Annotated in this window: 19 protein-coding genes; 1 reads left to right on the forward strand and 18 read right to left on the reverse strand. The window is 30.0% G+C overall.

All coding sequences use genetic code 11. The features are described 5' to 3' along the window. Nucleotides 1–141: 141 nt before the first annotated feature. The 12 genes from efp to dapF all read right to left on the reverse strand — a co-directional run bounded on the left by efp (nucleotide 142) and on the right by dapF (nucleotide 8,879). Entirely contained in the window at nucleotides 142–699 is a 558-nt protein-coding gene (gene efp, locus J2Z44_RS07565) for an elongation factor P (RefSeq protein ID WP_017415703.1), read from the reverse strand. Nucleotides 700–1,053: 354 nt separating this feature from the next. Further along, on the reverse strand, nucleotides 1,054–1,554 hold the full coding sequence (locus tag J2Z44_RS07570; RefSeq protein WP_021282302.1) for a shikimate kinase: 501 nt from the start codon (nucleotides 1,552–1,554) through the stop codon (nucleotides 1,054–1,056). Between the two features lie 83 nt (nucleotides 1,555–1,637). Beyond that, nucleotides 1,638–2,030 carry a hypothetical protein gene (locus J2Z44_RS07575; protein WP_021282301.1) on the reverse strand — a complete coding sequence of 131 codons (393 nt, stop codon included), beginning with the start codon at nucleotides 2,028–2,030 and terminating at the stop codon, nucleotides 1,638–1,640. Further along, on the reverse strand, nucleotides 2,023–2,463 hold the full coding sequence (locus tag J2Z44_RS07580; RefSeq protein ID WP_021282300.1) for a hypothetical protein: 441 nt from the start codon (nucleotides 2,461–2,463) through the stop codon (nucleotides 2,023–2,025). Before J2Z44_RS07580 ends, J2Z44_RS07575 begins: the two co-directional genes overlap by 8 nt. A 3-nt stretch (nucleotides 2,464–2,466) precedes the next feature. Then, complete coding sequence (locus J2Z44_RS07585; protein WP_209649461.1) at nucleotides 2,467–2,979, reverse strand: hypothetical protein; 513 nt, start codon at nucleotides 2,977–2,979, stop codon at nucleotides 2,467–2,469. A 243-nt stretch (nucleotides 2,980–3,222) separates the two neighbouring features. Continuing rightward, a complete protein-coding gene (locus J2Z44_RS07590; RefSeq protein WP_021282298.1) occupies nucleotides 3,223–3,699 on the reverse strand; it encodes a hypothetical protein in 477 nt (158 codons plus the stop codon). Continuing rightward, entirely contained in the window at nucleotides 3,671–4,168 is a 498-nt protein-coding gene (locus J2Z44_RS07595) for a type II secretion system protein (protein WP_021282297.1), read from the reverse strand. The genes J2Z44_RS07590 and J2Z44_RS07595 overlap by 29 nt, the downstream gene beginning before the upstream one ends. Beyond that, nucleotides 4,143–4,580 carry a type II secretion system protein gene (locus J2Z44_RS07600; protein ID WP_209649462.1) on the reverse strand — a complete coding sequence of 146 codons (438 nt, stop codon included), beginning with the start codon at nucleotides 4,578–4,580 and terminating at the stop codon, nucleotides 4,143–4,145. Before J2Z44_RS07600 ends, J2Z44_RS07595 begins: the two co-directional genes overlap by 26 nt. Then, nucleotides 4,561–4,998: a pilus assembly FimT family protein gene (locus tag J2Z44_RS07605; protein WP_021284443.1), complete on the reverse strand. Its 438-nt coding sequence runs from the start codon at nucleotides 4,996–4,998 to the stop codon at nucleotides 4,561–4,563. Before J2Z44_RS07605 ends, J2Z44_RS07600 begins: the two co-directional genes overlap by 20 nt. A gap of 3 nt (nucleotides 4,999–5,001) precedes the next feature. Continuing rightward, complete coding sequence (locus tag J2Z44_RS07610; RefSeq protein ID WP_209649463.1) at nucleotides 5,002–6,198, reverse strand: type II secretion system F family protein; 1,197 nt, start codon at nucleotides 6,196–6,198, stop codon at nucleotides 5,002–5,004. Beyond that, the gene (locus J2Z44_RS07615; RefSeq protein WP_021284440.1) at nucleotides 6,188–7,729 is read right to left on the reverse strand and encodes a GspE/PulE family protein; all 1,542 of its coding nucleotides are present in this window, start codon (nucleotides 7,727–7,729) and stop codon (nucleotides 6,188–6,190) included. The genes J2Z44_RS07610 and J2Z44_RS07615 overlap by 11 nt, the downstream gene beginning before the upstream one ends. A 322-nt stretch (nucleotides 7,730–8,051) precedes the next feature. Beyond that, nucleotides 8,052–8,879, reverse strand: a complete 828-nt coding sequence (dapF, locus tag J2Z44_RS07620; protein ID WP_031271735.1) for a diaminopimelate epimerase — start codon at nucleotides 8,877–8,879, stop codon at nucleotides 8,052–8,054. 164 nt (nucleotides 8,880–9,043) lie between these two features. On the opposite strand from dapF, the gene J2Z44_RS07625 reads away from it, so the two are divergent. Then, the gene (locus J2Z44_RS07625) at nucleotides 9,044–10,789 is read left to right on the forward strand and encodes an Rqc2 family fibronectin-binding protein (RefSeq protein ID WP_021284438.1); all 1,746 of its coding nucleotides are present in this window, start codon (nucleotides 9,044–9,046) and stop codon (nucleotides 10,787–10,789) included. Between the two features lie 129 nt (nucleotides 10,790–10,918). Here the strand turns inward: J2Z44_RS07625 and J2Z44_RS07630 are convergent, their stop codons facing one another. The 6 genes from J2Z44_RS07630 to J2Z44_RS07655 all read right to left on the reverse strand — a co-directional run bounded on the left by J2Z44_RS07630 (nucleotide 10,919) and on the right by J2Z44_RS07655 (nucleotide 15,834). After that, complete coding sequence (locus tag J2Z44_RS07630) at nucleotides 10,919–11,725, reverse strand: hypothetical protein (protein WP_021284437.1); 807 nt, start codon at nucleotides 11,723–11,725, stop codon at nucleotides 10,919–10,921. Nucleotides 11,726–12,047: 322 nt separating this feature from the next. Next, complete coding sequence (locus J2Z44_RS07635; protein ID WP_209649464.1) at nucleotides 12,048–13,160, reverse strand: THUMP domain-containing class I SAM-dependent RNA methyltransferase; 1,113 nt, start codon at nucleotides 13,158–13,160, stop codon at nucleotides 12,048–12,050. 12 nt (nucleotides 13,161–13,172) lie between these two features. Beyond that, nucleotides 13,173–13,712 carry a bifunctional pyr operon transcriptional regulator/uracil phosphoribosyltransferase PyrR gene (gene pyrR, locus J2Z44_RS07640; RefSeq protein ID WP_021284435.1) on the reverse strand — a complete coding sequence of 180 codons (540 nt, stop codon included), beginning with the start codon at nucleotides 13,710–13,712 and terminating at the stop codon, nucleotides 13,173–13,175. 68 nt (nucleotides 13,713–13,780) lie between these two features. Further along, complete coding sequence (locus tag J2Z44_RS07645) at nucleotides 13,781–14,701, reverse strand: RluA family pseudouridine synthase (protein ID WP_021284434.1); 921 nt, start codon at nucleotides 14,699–14,701, stop codon at nucleotides 13,781–13,783. Continuing rightward, nucleotides 14,701–15,153 (reverse strand): signal peptidase II, encoded by a 453-nt coding sequence (lspA, locus tag J2Z44_RS07650; RefSeq protein WP_021284433.1) that lies wholly within the window; start codon nucleotides 15,151–15,153, stop codon nucleotides 14,701–14,703. Before lspA ends, J2Z44_RS07645 begins: the two co-directional genes overlap by 1 nt. 63 nt (nucleotides 15,154–15,216) lie before the next feature. Beyond that, a complete protein-coding gene (locus J2Z44_RS07655; protein WP_021284432.1) occupies nucleotides 15,217–15,834 on the reverse strand; it encodes a TraR/DksA C4-type zinc finger protein in 618 nt (205 codons plus the stop codon). Nucleotides 15,835–15,904 lie beyond the last annotated feature (70 nt).

The raw sequence follows: 15,904 nt of genomic DNA on the forward strand, positions 1-15,904 counted from the left end.
TCACGGTGGACACCCTTGCCGTAGGCTAGTGGTTGGTGCTATCAACCCCCACAGTGGACTTTCACCACCGAGCTGCCGCCCATGCTGGGCGCACTAAAAAAAAGACTAATTGAATTTAATCAACTAGTCTTTTAGAAAGAATTAAACTCTTTCCATGTATTCTCCTGTTCTTGTATCGATTCTGATTGTTTCACCTTCATTTACGAATAATGGAACTGGAACTATAGCTCCTGTTTCAACTGTAGCAGGCTTCATAACGTTTGAAGTAGAGTTTCCTTTTGCACCTGGCTCAGTATGAGTTATAACTAATTCAACAAAGTTTGGAGCTTCAACTGAGAAAGCTTCACCTTTATAAAACTTAATTACTGCATACATATTTTCTTTTAAGAACTTTATAGCTTCTTCTACTTTTTCATAGTTAAGAGGAATTTGCTCATAAGTTTCTTGATCCATGAAGTAATATAATTCTCCATCAGAATATAAGTATTGCATTTCTTTTCTCTCAATAACTGCTTCTTGAAGTTTAGCAGTTGGGTTAAAAGTTGTTTCAGTAACTCCACCAGTTACTGCATTTCTTAGTTTAGTTCTTACGAAAGCAGCACCTTTTCCTGGTTTAACATGTAAAAAGTCTATTACAGTATAAACTTGTCCACCCTCTTCAAAAGTTGTTCCTTTTCTTAAATCTCCTGCTGATATCATCAGTGTTACCTCCTGTATAATTGCGTTGTTAGTTACATTTATTATAACCTATTAATATAAATTAATACTAAAGCTATTTTATGTTAATTTTTTATCAGTATTTTTTATAGCTACTCCTTAGATGTAGTCCATAAATAACTAAATTTATCATAAAAACCCACACTATTTTTTCGCTAACAAAATCATTTTACCAAAACTCAACACCATTTGCAAATATATTATTGTATATTACAAAAAATTACTGTGTTTTTATTTTATGCTTATAACCCCCATTTTAATTTTTTGAGAAATAACCATCGGTTTAAATCACCTAAGATAGTTTCCTTTTTAAAAAACGAGTTATTATAAAAGCCTCTATTTTAGCACACTAATTATGTTATTTGCACACTGGTCTACAGACAAGTTTTCAGTGTTTAAAATATAATGTGCCTTTCGATATATATTAATTCTTTCATTATAAAGTTTTGAAATAGTCTTTTCTATATTACCTGTTAACAAGGGTCTATCTTTTACTTTAATACTCCTCTCAATTATTTCATTTAAGGGAGCATCTAAAAATATTACTAATCCTATGTGTTTCAATTTATCTAAGTTATTATTATATATTGGTAGTCCTCCACCGGTACTAATTATCGCATTTTCTATGCCCATAAGATTATTTACTAATTCTTTTTCTAATTCTCTAAAATACTTTTCACCATAGACTTCAAATATTTCATTAATAGTTTTACCTTGCTTCTCCTGAATTAAACTATCACAGTCTATAAAAGTCTTTTCTAATATCCTACTAACTTCTTTGCCTATAGTAGTTTTACCACTGGTACTAAGGCCTATTAATATTATGTTATCTTTCATTTTTTCTCCTGAATTTGTGAAGATTTTCATAGATATATTCTAACTAAACAAAGAAAATTATTCAATAAACTAATATTAAAATTTTATTTACATAATACAAATTTAATATTAAATGCTGCCGTGTTATCCTTTTTACTTAGAACTATGGTTTGAATGTTACTTACTTCTTCAATGTGAGATATATCCTGTAAAATCCCTGATACATTAGCTAGATCTCCATAATACTTAACTTCCATGCTACATTGGTTATTTTGCTCTAAGGATATTTTCTCTATTTTAAAAGATTCGTACTTATTAATTGCATTTAAGGCATCATATAAACTATACTGACTTTTAGGTTTTGAGTTTACAGGTTTATTACTTTGGGATAAAAGATATTTATCCGTTTTCTTAGTATAAACACTATTAATTCCAGCAATTGTTAAACACAAAAGAGCAAGTACCACAATGATGATTTTATACATAAACTTATCCATTTTTCATTTTCACCTTTACTTCAAAAAACTTTTCATTTTCTTTTCCCATAACTGTAGAAATAAATATGATTTCACTATTAGTTTCTAAATACTTTATGTTAGATAAATATTCTTGAAAATCTTCTACATTGATAACCATAGATATAGTATCCTCGTGAATAGTTACTTTGTCTAACTTTAGAGAACTATTTATAATTTTATTATGTACTTGATTTAAGGTTCTTAGTTCTAAAAACTCCTTATCTTTCCCTTCTACAACACTTTTCTTACCACCTTCAAAAACCAAATCATTGTATGAACTAATAGCCCTAAGTGTAAATACAGAAAGAATTAAAACAGAAATAATTAGTACTATGGTAAATGATTGATAATATCTTATCTCTTTTTTTTCAATCTTTTCTATATACCATAATGGCATGTAATCTTTTCTCATATTTTACCCCTTTAAAACCACATAGCTTAAAAAGTCTCTATTGCTTAATTCCTTTAACTTTACTACAATAAAATTATTAAGCTCTGCATTTAGTAAATTCATATCTAGCGTGTATATTTTATTTATGTAGTTATATTCCTCTTTATAATCTTCTAAAAATCTAACAAATTCTTCTGTATAGCCATTTAAGTTTTTATTAACCTTTATGACCCTATTTGCAACTAAGTTATTGCTATTTACTAATAGGAAATATATATTTCTTTTGTACCTAAAAGTAAAGAAATAGTCTTTTTCTTGGATATGCTCAGATAGGTAGCTAACAATGTAGTTTTGTATCAAGTTCACCTTTATTAAGGTTTCACCATTATATTTTTCCTTTTTCAGCATAGGAAGATTCTCGATATTTACACAATATACTATAATATTAAGTCGTTTATCACTCTCTTTAATAACAGAATAATGAAATATAATATTATCAATGTTTCCAAACTTACAAGTAAGCTCATTTTTAACCAAGTCATAAATTCTAACATTTTTCACCTTAGGTAAAGTAATAAAATCAATATATATTTCTTCTCCCTCAATAATTATGGTAAACTTTTTATTTTTAAGTCCTATGAAGAATTCTCTATCTACAACACTTTCATTAAATTGCCTGACTTTTTTTAATAGAGGTACTTTCTTAAAGGGGATAGCTCTTGCTGAATCATTGCTTATTTGAATTATATAATTAGAACTAATAGTAATCTCTCCTTTTTATTACTTCAAGAATGTGTATTTAGGTTTACCTTCCTTAAGCTCTACATAAAATCTATTTTCATAGCTTCTATGGTTTCCATTGTCATTTAAAATAATTGTCTCTATTAAAAATTCCTTTTTGCTGCTATTATATTTAATACTACATCTATCATAATTTACTATACTATTATCATTGTAGCTTTTGAAAAACTCATGTATTCCATCTGTTTCAGCCGGGGTTTCAGCACATATTTTATCAGCATTTTGAATAATGATATCATTTAGTTTTGAAAGAGCATACTCCTTTAACTTTGCCTCTAAGTCTTCCTTTAAAGCATATCTCTCAAAATTTTCATTATAGAAAACTAGATTATCAACCTTAGTTACTATATAAAGGCTTAATAGTATGACAAAATTAACAATTACTAACGCTAGTACTAGTGCATTACCCTTACTTCTGGGCCAAGATTTACAACCCTTTATCAAAGGTTTTTTCATAAGAGATACCATCCTTAGTCTTTATTTTCATAAATATTACTCCTGCATTTTCTTCAATATTAAAAGCCTCCACCTCATATAACAGTGGTTGGGATACAAAATTATTCACACCTTCTTTAAATTGAATATATAAGGTTGAGCCCTGTTTTATAATTTTAAATATAGTCTCATACTTAATTTTCCTTTTATTCTCATCAAAGTATATGTTTCTTTTTTGGATTTCCACCCCATTTGTCACCACCGATATAATCTCCCCATCTTTAGAAATTTCATTCTCAATAAGAGATAATGCTTCTTTTATTTCAATGGTGCTCTTGTTATAATTTGAGAAATCATAATAGGTGGATAAATGTACTGATAAAATTGGTACTAATAATGATAAGGTTAAGGCTATTAAACTTAATGTAACTGTAACCTCCACTAAGGTAAAACCCTTTTTATTTTTAATAGTTTCCCTTATAGAATACATATTTTAATTCCTCTTTTTCATTTATTTCATACTTTACCTCTATTTTTACCACATTATCGCTAGGATCTTTATTTCCTCTAATTTCTACATATGGATACTGAGACTCTTTATTCTCACTACAAATATTTAAAATACTACTTTTCTTTATTAAATCAGTATTTAAGTTTGAAGCTTTTATATATCTTACATTATTGCCAAAAAAACTTGAAATCTCATCATAAGTTAAATTATTTACCATAATTTTATTTATTGCTTCTATTGTAACTAGGCCTTTATCCTTTTCTAATTGCCGATTTTTTATATTTAATGCTAGAGACTCTGATGTAATTATAGTAAGTATAGCTATAGAAATTACTGCTATACTTACTATGGTATCTAGCATTGTAAACCCCTTACTTTTTCTCACTAACATAACCTGTTCCTACCTTTACTGTTATTTCTCTAGTCAAGCTTCCATCATTACTTAAAGTCAAGGTACATGCATTAATGGCTTTTCCAAGATTATTTATTTTAATATCATCCCCATCACTTGAAACTCGGGTAACTTTTATTTTCTTTGGTAACTTATAAAACTTAATCCTTTCTATATTAGAATATAATTCTAATGAATCTTTACTTCCACTAACATTAATAATTGTGGAGCAGTTATTATTTCTTGAAAAGCATTTTGCAGAGTTAACAAATTCTACTATTGAGTTTACGGCATAATCCATTTCAATTTTTTCCCTTAGCTCCTTAAAGCCCTTTAGGCATATTAATGAAGCCGCAGTAATAATAGATATTAATGCCATAGTTACCATTAATTCAATTAAAGTAAATCCCTTTTTCATGTTTTAAATCCCCACGGTAGATAACTTTATCAGTGGTAGCATGATTGCTAATACTATAGTACCCACAAAAACACCCAATAATAAAATTAAAATTGGTTCAATTAATGCTGAAAATCTCTCTAAAGAAGTACTTAGCTCGTTTTCAAAAATCTCATTTGCAGTATTCAGCATATTGTCTAGATTACCATTTTCTTCTCCTATCCGAATCATACCCATAAAAAACTTAGGAAAAATTGACTGGGCATTAAGGGCATCATAAATGGACTGACCTTCTTCTATATCCTTTGAGCACTGTGCCAAGGCTTTACATATCCATTGACTCTCTTCACATTTCATTGCCATGTTTAAGGATGAAATAATGTCCATACCGCTTTGAAGTAAAATATACATAGTGTAGGTAAACCTAGCATAGAAAGCCTTTTTATACATGGAGCCAACTACAGGAAGTTTATAAAGCATAAAATAGATATCTTTCTTATGAAAAAACTTATGAACAATAAAATAAGTCACCACTATGGTAAGTGCTACCATAAATACAACCAATCCACCATTAGCACTTACGCAATTACCTAACCCAAGATAAAATTTTGTAATTTTAGGAAGTTCTCCTTGAAGATTTGTAATGTGAGAAGCAAATTGAGGCAAAACCTTAAAAATCATAATGAACCCAATAATTATAGTTAAAATAAAAGTAAATGCAGGATAAATTAAAGAACTGATAATTTTTTTATTTCTTTTATAGGTTGAATTGTAATAGCTCTCCATGTTGTAAAAAATATCCTGTAATTTTCCACTCTCTTCTCCAATATAAACCATTTCTCTTAAAAGGGACGGGAATAATTTTGGATAGTTTTTTAGAGCCTCAGAAAGGGTATTGCCTTTCTCTATGCTTTGCCTTATTATATGTAATAAATCATTAAACTTTTTATTAGTAAATTGAAGAGAAACTAAGTTTAAAATGTCACATATATTCATTCCTGCTTTTAAGGAGGTGCTCATATACTTACAAAATAGAGCTATTTCCTTTTGTGATGTCGGCATATAAAATTTAATGGCTTTTAATTCTATTTTTTTCTGGTACTGAACACAAAATAGACTTTCACTTCTTAAATTGCTTATTAAATCCTGTGGACTTTCAGCATTTATTTCTCCTTTTATAAATTTTCCTTCTATATTAGTGGCAATATACTTATATTGCATAACTTACCTCCATAACTTGACTCAAGTTAAACTCTTGCAGATTACATAGGTATTCTTCTAAGGTTGTATCTCCATTTATTACAAGTTGTCTAAAACACTCCTTTAAAGGGATCATTCCATTATTTATTGAATATCTTTTTAAATCCTCACTATTATGGCTGCTACAAATAATTTTTTTATGCCTTTCATTTACTAACATTATTTCATAAACTGCAACTCTTCCCTTATATCCTGTTCCATTACATTTAGGACAACCTTTCCCTTTGTAAAGCTGAGTGCCCTCATTAATTCCTAAAAGTATTCTTTCACTTTTATTAGGATTATAACTTTCCTTACAATTTTTACATACTTTTCTGGCTAACCTTTGAGCAACTACAGCTAGTAAGGAATCACTGATTAAGTATGATGCAATATTCATATCTATTAATCTATTCACGGTACTTGCGGCATCATTAGTATGGAGTGTTGTTAATACTAAGTGTCCCGTTAATGCTGCTCTGATTGCAGTCTCTGCAGTAGCTTCATCGATTATTTCGCCCACCATTATGATATCAGGATCTTGCCTTAAAATTGCCTTTAAGGTATTTGCAAAAGTTAGTCCACTTTGATTATTAACATGGACTTGGTTTACTCCTTCAAGAACATACTCAACTGGATCCTCTACAGTGACTAAGTTCTTACAGCTTGTGTTGATATGTTTTAACATAGAATATAGGGTTGTAGTTTTTCCACTGCCTGTGGGACCAGTAATTATAATTAACCCTTGTCTATTCTTTAGCAGTTCCTCTATGACCGTACACCAGTTATTCTTAAATCCTAGACTACTAAGTGTTAGTGTATTGTCACTTCTATGCAAAACTCGAATAACAAATTTTTCTCCATTAACTGTTGGAAGAGACGAAACTCTAAAATCAAATTCACCGTCATTTATAACTTTAGAAAACTTTCCATCTTGAGGGTAATGCTTTTTTGAAATATCCATCTTTGACATAATTTTAATTCTTGTTGTTAAGGAGTCATATATGACTTTGGGATATGTATTAAACTTTTCTAAAGCTCCGTCAATTCTATATCTTATAGTGACATAGGTCTTGAAGGGTTCTATATGTATATCGCTAGCTCCTTTAACTACAGCATTATAAACAATAGAATCTACAAGAGTTATAACTGGCCCTTTTAATAACTCTGTTTCTTCTTTTTCGAGTTTACCACTGATTTCACTATTATTATTTTCATGTTGAAGTTCCTGCAAAGCTCGATCAGCGGAATCTTTACCATAATAATAATTTATAAGATTAATTATCTGAGACTTATCACAAATAGAATACTCAATATTCTTTTTAGTAATAAATTTCAATTCCCTAATCCAATGGCTATTTAGTGGTTTAATGGAAGCTAAATATAAAATATCCCCCTCTACCTTGTAAGGAAAAATCATATACTTTTCACAAAAATCTTTAGTTAAATAAACTACTGCATTTTTATCAATTATTATATTATCTAAATCCATAAATAAGCTGACATGTTCCAATATTATCTCCTCCTTAGATTCCTCTAATACCTAACTATTATTTACCTCTTGAAACTAAGTAATGTAACTATTCAAAGTTTGTCCTTATAATCATTACTTAAACCCTTAATTTGTAAATACTTTATTAATATACGGTAAATATTGTAATATGTCATGTTTACTTAATTTACATAAAAACCAAAAAGAGACTAGTAATTTAAACACCCAGTCTCTTTTTAACAACATTTTAGAAGCTTCTTATCAACTCTTTTGTATAAATGGTAGCTGCTTTCATGGTAGTCCAAAGCTGTTTCTAAAGTTATTCATTATTCAATTAGTTTTTTTATATATTCATTTCTAAAGTTTCCCCTTGAAACACTTTCACTGCTGGCCCAGTCATCAATACACCATTAGTTGTTACTTCTATTTTTAGAGTTCCCCCAGGAATGTGAACTAAAACCTTATCCTCAACTAAACTAAGGTTATTACAAGCAATTACTGATGCACAAGCTCCAGTGCCACAGGCTAAGGTGGCTCCTGCTCCACGCTCCCAAGTTTTAACTCTTATTTCACTTTTATTTAAAACTTCACAAAAGTTCACATTAGTGCCTTCTGGGAAAATACTAAGCTTCTCTATTAACTTCCCCTCTTCTACCTGATAATTATTAAGTTTATCAATAATTACAGTATGAGGAACTCCCATTAGCATAGTGTTTAAAATATAATCTTTTCCCTGAATATTTATAGTTTTATTAATTATTGGTTTATCTGTTATAGCAGGAATTTTATCTGGCTCGAAAGAAGGCATTCCCATATCAATAGTGACTTCACTAGCAACACCATCCTTAACCACTAGTCTTGCAATCTTAATTCCATCTCCTGTTCCAATGTTTATTAGCTCTTTATTTACAATTCCGTTTTCATACACGTATTTTGCAAAACATCTAATACCATTACCACACATAGCAGCATAGGAACCATCTGCATTTATTATCACCATATCTATGTCTGCTGTATTGCTTTTTTTAACTACCAATATACCATCTCCGCCTATTCCAAAAGCCCTATCACACAGAACTTTTGCTAATAAGTTTAAATCTTTAAATCTATTATCCAGATCTTCTAATACAATGAAATTGTTACCTGCACCATGCATTTTAGTAAACTTTATTGAATTCATAATACCACCTCAAAAACTAATATAATATAGTAATATTACCATATTATATGTATATGAGGAATTATTATTTATGGTATTGCAGTATTCTCAATATTTACCTATAATGTTATACTATATATACTACTGGAAATTGCCTGTAAGAAAGGATGATATATATGGCACTAGACGGAATATATCTTAGCAGCTTAATAAAAGAAATTAAAGATGAGATTTTAAATTGTAGAGTTGATAAAATTACTCAACCTGAAAAGGATGAAATAATTTTAAGTTTTAAAGTTAACAGAAAGAGTAAGAAGTTACTTATAAGTGCAAGCTCAAACTATGCTAGAGTAAATTTCACCAAGGAATCTAAAGAGAACCCAATGCAGCCACCTATGTTTTGCATGGTTTTAAGGAAATACTTAAATACAGCTACCTTAGTCAATGTATCTCAAATTGAAAGTGATAGAGTTCTCATTTTAGACTTTGAAAGTACAGATGATTTAGGCTTTGATAGTGTTTATAGACTAATTATTGAAATAATGGGTAGACACAGTAATATATCCCTTGTAAGAAAAAGAGACAATCAAATTATGGATTGTATAAAACATCTATCCTCTGACATGAATAGCTATAGAGTTCTCTATCCAGGTATGGAATATATTTATCCTCCAAAATCTGATAAACTAAATGGTTTTTCTTTTAATAAGGAAGGGTTTATAGAAATAGTCAATAAAAAGTATGCAGAGAAACCTATTGATAATAAGTTATTTAGCACTATTATAGCTGGTGTAAGTAATCCACTTTCAAATGAAATTTATTATAGAGCTAACCTAGATAATATTGATATTTCTACGGTGAACTTAAACCAAGTTTTTAATTTTACTAATATTTTTTTCAATAGTATTAAAGAGAATAATTATAGTTTACTAGCCTATAGTAAGGATGGAGCTTTAAAGGACTTTCACTGTATTAAGTTAACTAATCTATTAGATAAAGGATACACTTCTAAGGAATTTACTTCTCCAAGTGAGCTAATTGAAGAGTACTATTACGAGAAGGATAAGTTTGATAGGTTAAATGCTAGAAGTGCAGACTTACAAAAAATAGTAACAAATAATTTAGATAGAATTGCTAAAAAATTGAACATTCTTAAGTTAACCTTAAAGGAATGTGAAGAAATGCAATTGTTAAATCTCTATGGAGAATTGATTACTTCTAATATTTACAGTATAAAAAAAGGTGATTCAAGCGCTAGACTATTAAATTACTATAGTGAGAATGAAGAATACCTTGAAATTCCTCTTAATGAAAATAAGTCTCCTTCTGAAAATGCACAAGGTTACTTTAAAAAGTACAACAAGTTAAAAAAATCAGAAGAGAATGCCAAGATTCAAATTAAATTAGCAGAAGAAGAGGAGCAATATCTTCAATCCGTATTATCAAATATATTAAATGCTGATAATTATACAGAAATACAAGATATCAGAAATGAACTTATGGAAACTGGTTATATCGCTTATAAAAAAGCTTCAAAGGATAAAAGGTCAAAACCTTCAAAACCACTTCATTTTATTTCTTCTGATGGAATTGAAATCTATGTGGGAAAAAATAATATTCAAAATGACTACTTAACCTTAAAATTTGCTGATAAAAATGATATATGGTTTCATACTAAAAATATCCCTGGCTCCCATGTTATCATAAAGAGTAAGGGACCTGTTCCTGAAACAACATTATTAGAAGCAGCTACTCTTGCAGCATTTTATAGCAAGGCAAAGAACTCTTCAAATGTACCTGTCGATTATACAGAGGTAAAAAATGTTAGAAAAATGTCTGGAGCAAAACCTGGCATGGTAATATATTATACTAATAAAACTATATATGTTACACCTAGGGAACTTAATCTAAATTCGAACTAATATAACCATATCAGTTTATTATTATTGATAAACCGCCATTAATTTTTCTTCATACACAGAAAAAACTTAACCACCCTAAGCATAAGGTGGTTAAGTTTTTATTATTTCATAAGTTTATAATTATTTCTACTAAAAATTATCATCATCCTTATCTTCATTATCATAGGTATGGTCATATTCTATTTCAGGATGTTTATACCCTTTGCATAAAGTAAGGAAATAAGTTTTACTTAGTATGTTCAGTGATATAGTTAGTAAAGTTACTATTATAAAGGCTAAAATTTGCGTTGTATCTGGCAAGTTTATTATTTGACTTCCAATATTAATAAGTAATAGAAAGCCAAAAATTCTCCAAAAATATTTTCTCCCAACTTCCTTTCCATAGTGAAGAGCTTCAGAAATTGTACTATTATAATATAATAAATACGGTACTGAGGTAGAATAGACTATTGCAAGATATATGAAAAATATAAATCCAGCAATAGCAGCAATAATTCCAAGAAAGGGTATTAATACAACAACTAATACTGAAACTACTAAAAGGCCTAGAAGCATTAGACCTATGGTTAAGGTTACACCTATAGAAGGAAAATAAAATCTAAAACTTTCTTTTAGTGTCTCTATATGTCTTACTTCCTTTTTATCTAGTATTTCTTTAATAATTAAGTTTATGTAATTACTTAAAATAGGACTTATTAATAAACTTACTGCAATAATTGAAAAAAAGGTAACAGCTAACCCTTTGAACTTAGGGTCTGACACAGCCATATTCCAATCTATATCTTTTCCTAATTGTATGGCATTTATTAACTCATTTCCTGCTGATTGTAACGAAAATATTTTCAATGTAACTAACTCAATTATTAAGCTAATTACAATAAAGGGTAAAAAATTATGAAACCCCCTTATATATTTTTTAAAAGCATATGAAAACATTATACTCCTCCTCTTAATTTCTAATTACATTATACAATAATAAAACACTAATGATAAGAAAATTCAAAATTATTCATCATGAGTTTTCTAAGTTGAACTTAAACCAATAGTTCTCACACTATTAAAATTCACTTTTCTTTAGTCCAAATGTGTGTATTCTCACACCCGTTTAAAAGCTAGCGCTTACTTACATTTTTTATACGCACTCTGAAACTCAATAATTACAAGGCATTTGCGGTGCTTTTTTCAGGCAAAAAAGTTAAACTTTCTATATAATAAAAAACAACTTATGTTCAGAGTGTCCATAAGCTGCTTTCAAATTCTATTTTATATTATACTGATAATAGTAACATTGAAGTCTTCCATTGTAAAGCTTTCTATTCTTGTCAGCTTTTTTGCCAAATACTTTTTCAAACTCTTCAAAGGAGGTTAGTATATAGCAAGACCAATCTTCAAGATTCGAATACATAGCTGAAAATTCTTTATATAAAACCTTTATTTCTTCTACTTCTCCTAATCTTTCACCATAAGAAGGATTTGTAATAATTAGCCCATTTTTCTTTTTCGAACTTACACTTTGCATTGGAAGCTTTTGAAAGTTTACATAGTTGCTTACTCCAGCCTTTTCGGCATTGTTGATTGCCGTTCTTAAAACTCTTCCCTCTATATCGGAACCTTGAATTTTAAACTCTTTACTATTAATAGCTGCTTTTGCCCCTTCTCTCACCTGTTGCCAAATTTCCTTGTCCATTGACGGCCAAGTTTCACTTACAAAATTTCTCTTAAGTCCTGGTGCCATGTTTTTTGCTATCATTGCTGCCTCTATGACTATTGTACCTGAACCACAAAAAGGATCAATCAATTGTCTTGAGCCATCAAACTTTGTTAAAAGAACTAAAGCAGCTGCAAGGGTTTCTTTTAATGGAGCCTCACCAGCATTTTCTCTATATCCTCTTTTATGTAATCCAACTCCTGAAGTATCCACTGAAAGAGTAACTAAATCCTTTAAAATGCTAACTTCTATTTTATATACAGGCCCTTCTTCGCTAAACCAAGAAGCATTGTATTTTTCTTTCATCTTTTCCACAACGGCCTTTTTAACTATACCTTGGCAATCTGGCACACTATGGAGCTGGGATTTAACCGATTTTCCTATAACATGCATTTTTCCATCTATGGGTATAAGTTCTCCCCAATCTACTGATTTAGTTCCTTGGAATAATTCCTCAAAGGAAGTAGCTTTAAATTCTGCCATTTTGATAAAAACCCTTTCAGCAGTTCTAAGATGAATATTACAAATAGCAATATCCATTTCATCCCCTTCAAAGGTGACTTTCCCGTTTTCTACCACTAAATCCTCATAACCTAAAGCCTTTAGCTCTTTAGCTGTTATTGCTTCTAGTCCAAAGGTAGTGGTTGCAATAATTTTATACATAACTTAAATCTCCTAGTCATTTTCAAATATATTTACTAAATCTATTCCATCTATTTCCTGAAGTTGTACCGAAATCACCTCTTTTTTTGAGGTTGGAATATTTTTGCCTACATAATCAGCTCTTATAGGAAGTTCCCTATGTCCTCTATCTACAAGTACAGCTAATTGTATCATTTCAGGTCTTCCTATATCAATTATAGCATCAATAGCAGCTCTAACAGTTCTTCCAGTATATAGTACATCATCAACTAAAATTATTTTTTTCCCTTTGATATCAATTCCAACTTCTTTACTATTTAAAGTAGGTTGTTCTCCTAATGTAGTGAGGTCATCTCTATACAAAGTTATATCCACTGAACCCACTTCTAATTTTTTTCCCTCAAATAGTTCAATTAAATTTGCAATTCTATTAGCAAGAGGAACTCCTCTACTCTTAATTCCTAACAGAACTAAATTTTCTGTCCCTTTATTTTTTTCTATAATTTCATGTGAAATTCTAGTTAGGGTTCTTTTTATAGCTTTATCATCTAGCAAAACTGATTTTAACTCCATCTCTTTAACACTCCTATTTATATTACAATACTTAACTCATAGGTCTATCCTAGAACTTTTAAAATTTACTACTTAGAAACTCTACCCCTAAGCTTTTCTAATAACTCTATAAAATACTTAGGAAGCTCTGAATCAAAATGAATGTACTCACCAGAGGTAGGATGAATAAATCCAAGTTCCTTAGCATGGAGCACTTGCCCTTTAAGGTTAAACTTCTGCTTCTTATATCCATAAACATTATCTCCTACTAAAGGGTGCCCGATATGGGCCATATGAACTCGAATTTGATGTGTTCTTCCTGTTTCTAGATTGCACTTAACTAAAGTATAATCTCCAAATCGTTCAATAACTTTATAATGAGTAACAGCTTCTCTTCCATCTTTAACCACAGCCATTTTAATTCTATCCACTGGATGACGTCCAATAGGCGCATTAACAATTCCCTCGTCTTGTTTTACATTTCCTTCTACTAAAGCATAGTAAGTTCTGGTCATGCTGTGATTCTTTAGTTGCTCAGCAAGCTTATTATGTGCATTATCATTTTTTGCAACAACTAGAATCCCTGTGGTATCCTTATCGATTCTATGAACGATGCCTGGTCTTATTACCCCATTAATTCCTGACAAGTCTTTACAATGATATAAAAGAGCATTAACTAAAGTTCCAGTATAATTACCTGGAGCAGGATGAACAACCATATCTTGTGGCTTATTTACTACTATTACATCACTATCTTCATAAATAGTATCTATTGGTATATTTTCTCCTTCAACCTGAAGTTCAACTGGTATAGGAACTTCAACTGATATTTCATCTTTAAACTTTAATTTATAATTACTTTTCTTAATCTTGTTATTAACCTTTACACTTTCATTTTCTATAAGGCCCTGAACATAGGACCTGGACATGTGTTCAAACTTTTCACTTAAAAACAAATCTAATCTTTTATTTATATCTGGCTCACTTGCTATAAACATTTCTGTACTCATTAAATCTCGTCCTTTAAAATACAAATGATTAAAAAGAAGGTTCCTACACTAACGAAAATGTCAGCCACATTAAAAGTAGGAAAATAATATACATTTTTATAGTGTACTAAAATAAAGTCAACTACAAAATTATAATATACCCTGTCTATTAAATTGCCAATGGCCCCTGCTACAATCATCGCCATTGCAATTCTAAGAAGTTTAGATGTGGGCTTATATTTTATTAGGTAATAAACCATTCCTGATGCTACAAATATTGTAATTATTACTAGGAGCCAAAGCTTATTCTGGAGTATGCCAAAAGCTGCTCCTCTATTTTCTAGGTACTCAAAACCAAAGAAGTCTTTAATTATTACAATTCCTGAGTTACTCTTTAAACCGGCTAAAGCCCATAACTTGCTTATTCTATCTAATAATAAGCCTAAAATAATAACAACCACTTCTAAAACCATACTTATCCCCCTATAATTATAAATAAATTTCTGACAGCTTATAGCTGCCAGAAATTTCAACCTCTAATCTGGAAGTTGTCTTCTATACTGCTCATTACTAATTAAATCCATAGGATCTACATAACGATTTTCGATGTCGTCATCCTCAAAAGTGTCATAAAACCCATCACTATCGTTATAAATTGCTACTGCTTGGTAGCTATCCTCCACATCAAAGCCAGTATAATCTCTACTATCTCTGTCTAACCTAAAAGGTCTTCCTAAAACTTCTTCCTCAACTGGTCTTGCAGCATCAGAAATGTCTTCTGGAACAGCCTCGTTAATGCTACTTTGACAACTTACACAGTGCTCAGCATAAGGAATAAATTCTAATCTTTCTTCAGGTATTATCTTTCCACATACCTTACAAACACCATAGTCTCCATTTTCAATATCCCTTATTGCTCTGTCAATTTTTCCAATTATTGATTTTTCATTTCCTTCTAGTGCGAGGCCTCTTAACAAATCATTTAGCTCTCCACCATTGTCAGCACCATGGTTATCATAATAGGAAAGCTCCGTATTTCTCTCAACTAAAGGTGTAATAGTGTCATTATCACTCATTTGGTCTAACAACTTATAAACATCTTTTTTTTCTTCTAATAACTTTTCCTTAAAGTAGTTAAGCTTAGACTTATCCATAATATCAACTCCTTAGATAAAGGTTTATACTATTTATCTTACTTATTTTCTACCTTACAGAAAATTTTAT

This window comes from Clostridium punense (genome assembly GCF_017874425.1).
Taxonomy (GTDB): Bacteria; Bacillota; Clostridia; order Clostridiales; family Clostridiaceae; genus Clostridium_J; species Clostridium_J punense.

Excerpts from the sequence above, each read along its gene's own strand:
- efp (WP_017415703.1), bottom strand. The coding sequence starts at position 699 with ATGATATCAGCAGGAGATTTAAGAAAAGGAACAACTTTTGAAGAGGGT.
- J2Z44_RS07570 (WP_021282302.1), bottom strand. The coding sequence starts at position 1,554 with ATGAAAGATAACATAATATTAATAGGCCTTAGTACCAGTGGTAAAACT.
- J2Z44_RS07575 (WP_021282301.1), bottom strand. The coding sequence starts at position 2,030 with ATGGATAAGTTTATGTATAAAATCATCATTGTGGTACTTGCTCTTTTG.
- J2Z44_RS07580 (WP_021282300.1), bottom strand. The coding sequence starts at position 2,463 with ATGAGAAAAGATTACATGCCATTATGGTATATAGAAAAGATTGAAAAA.
- J2Z44_RS07590 (WP_021282298.1), bottom strand. The coding sequence starts at position 3,699 with ATGAAAAAACCTTTGATAAAGGGTTGTAAATCTTGGCCCAGAAGTAAG.
- J2Z44_RS07595 (WP_021282297.1), bottom strand. The coding sequence starts at position 4,168 with ATGTATTCTATAAGGGAAACTATTAAAAATAAAAAGGGTTTTACCTTA.
- J2Z44_RS07600 (WP_209649462.1), bottom strand. The coding sequence starts at position 4,580 with ATGTTAGTGAGAAAAAGTAAGGGGTTTACAATGCTAGATACCATAGTA.
- J2Z44_RS07605 (WP_021284443.1), bottom strand. The coding sequence starts at position 4,998 with ATGAAAAAGGGATTTACTTTAATTGAATTAATGGTAACTATGGCATTA.
- J2Z44_RS07610 (WP_209649463.1), bottom strand. The coding sequence starts at position 6,198 with ATGCAATATAAGTATATTGCCACTAATATAGAAGGAAAATTTATAAAA.
- J2Z44_RS07625 (WP_021284438.1), top strand. The coding sequence starts at position 9,044 with ATGGCACTAGACGGAATATATCTTAGCAGCTTAATAAAAGAAATTAAA.
- J2Z44_RS07630 (WP_021284437.1), bottom strand. The coding sequence starts at position 11,725 with ATGTTTTCATATGCTTTTAAAAAATATATAAGGGGGTTTCATAATTTT.
- J2Z44_RS07635 (WP_209649464.1), bottom strand. The coding sequence starts at position 13,160 with ATGTATAAAATTATTGCAACCACTACCTTTGGACTAGAAGCAATAACA.
- pyrR (WP_021284435.1), bottom strand. The coding sequence starts at position 13,712 with ATGGAGTTAAAATCAGTTTTGCTAGATGATAAAGCTATAAAAAGAACC.
- J2Z44_RS07645 (WP_021284434.1), bottom strand. The coding sequence starts at position 14,701 with ATGAGTACAGAAATGTTTATAGCAAGTGAGCCAGATATAAATAAAAGA.
- lspA (WP_021284433.1), bottom strand. The coding sequence starts at position 15,153 with ATGGTTTTAGAAGTGGTTGTTATTATTTTAGGCTTATTATTAGATAGA.
- J2Z44_RS07655 (WP_021284432.1), bottom strand. The coding sequence starts at position 15,834 with ATGGATAAGTCTAAGCTTAACTACTTTAAGGAAAAGTTATTAGAAGAA.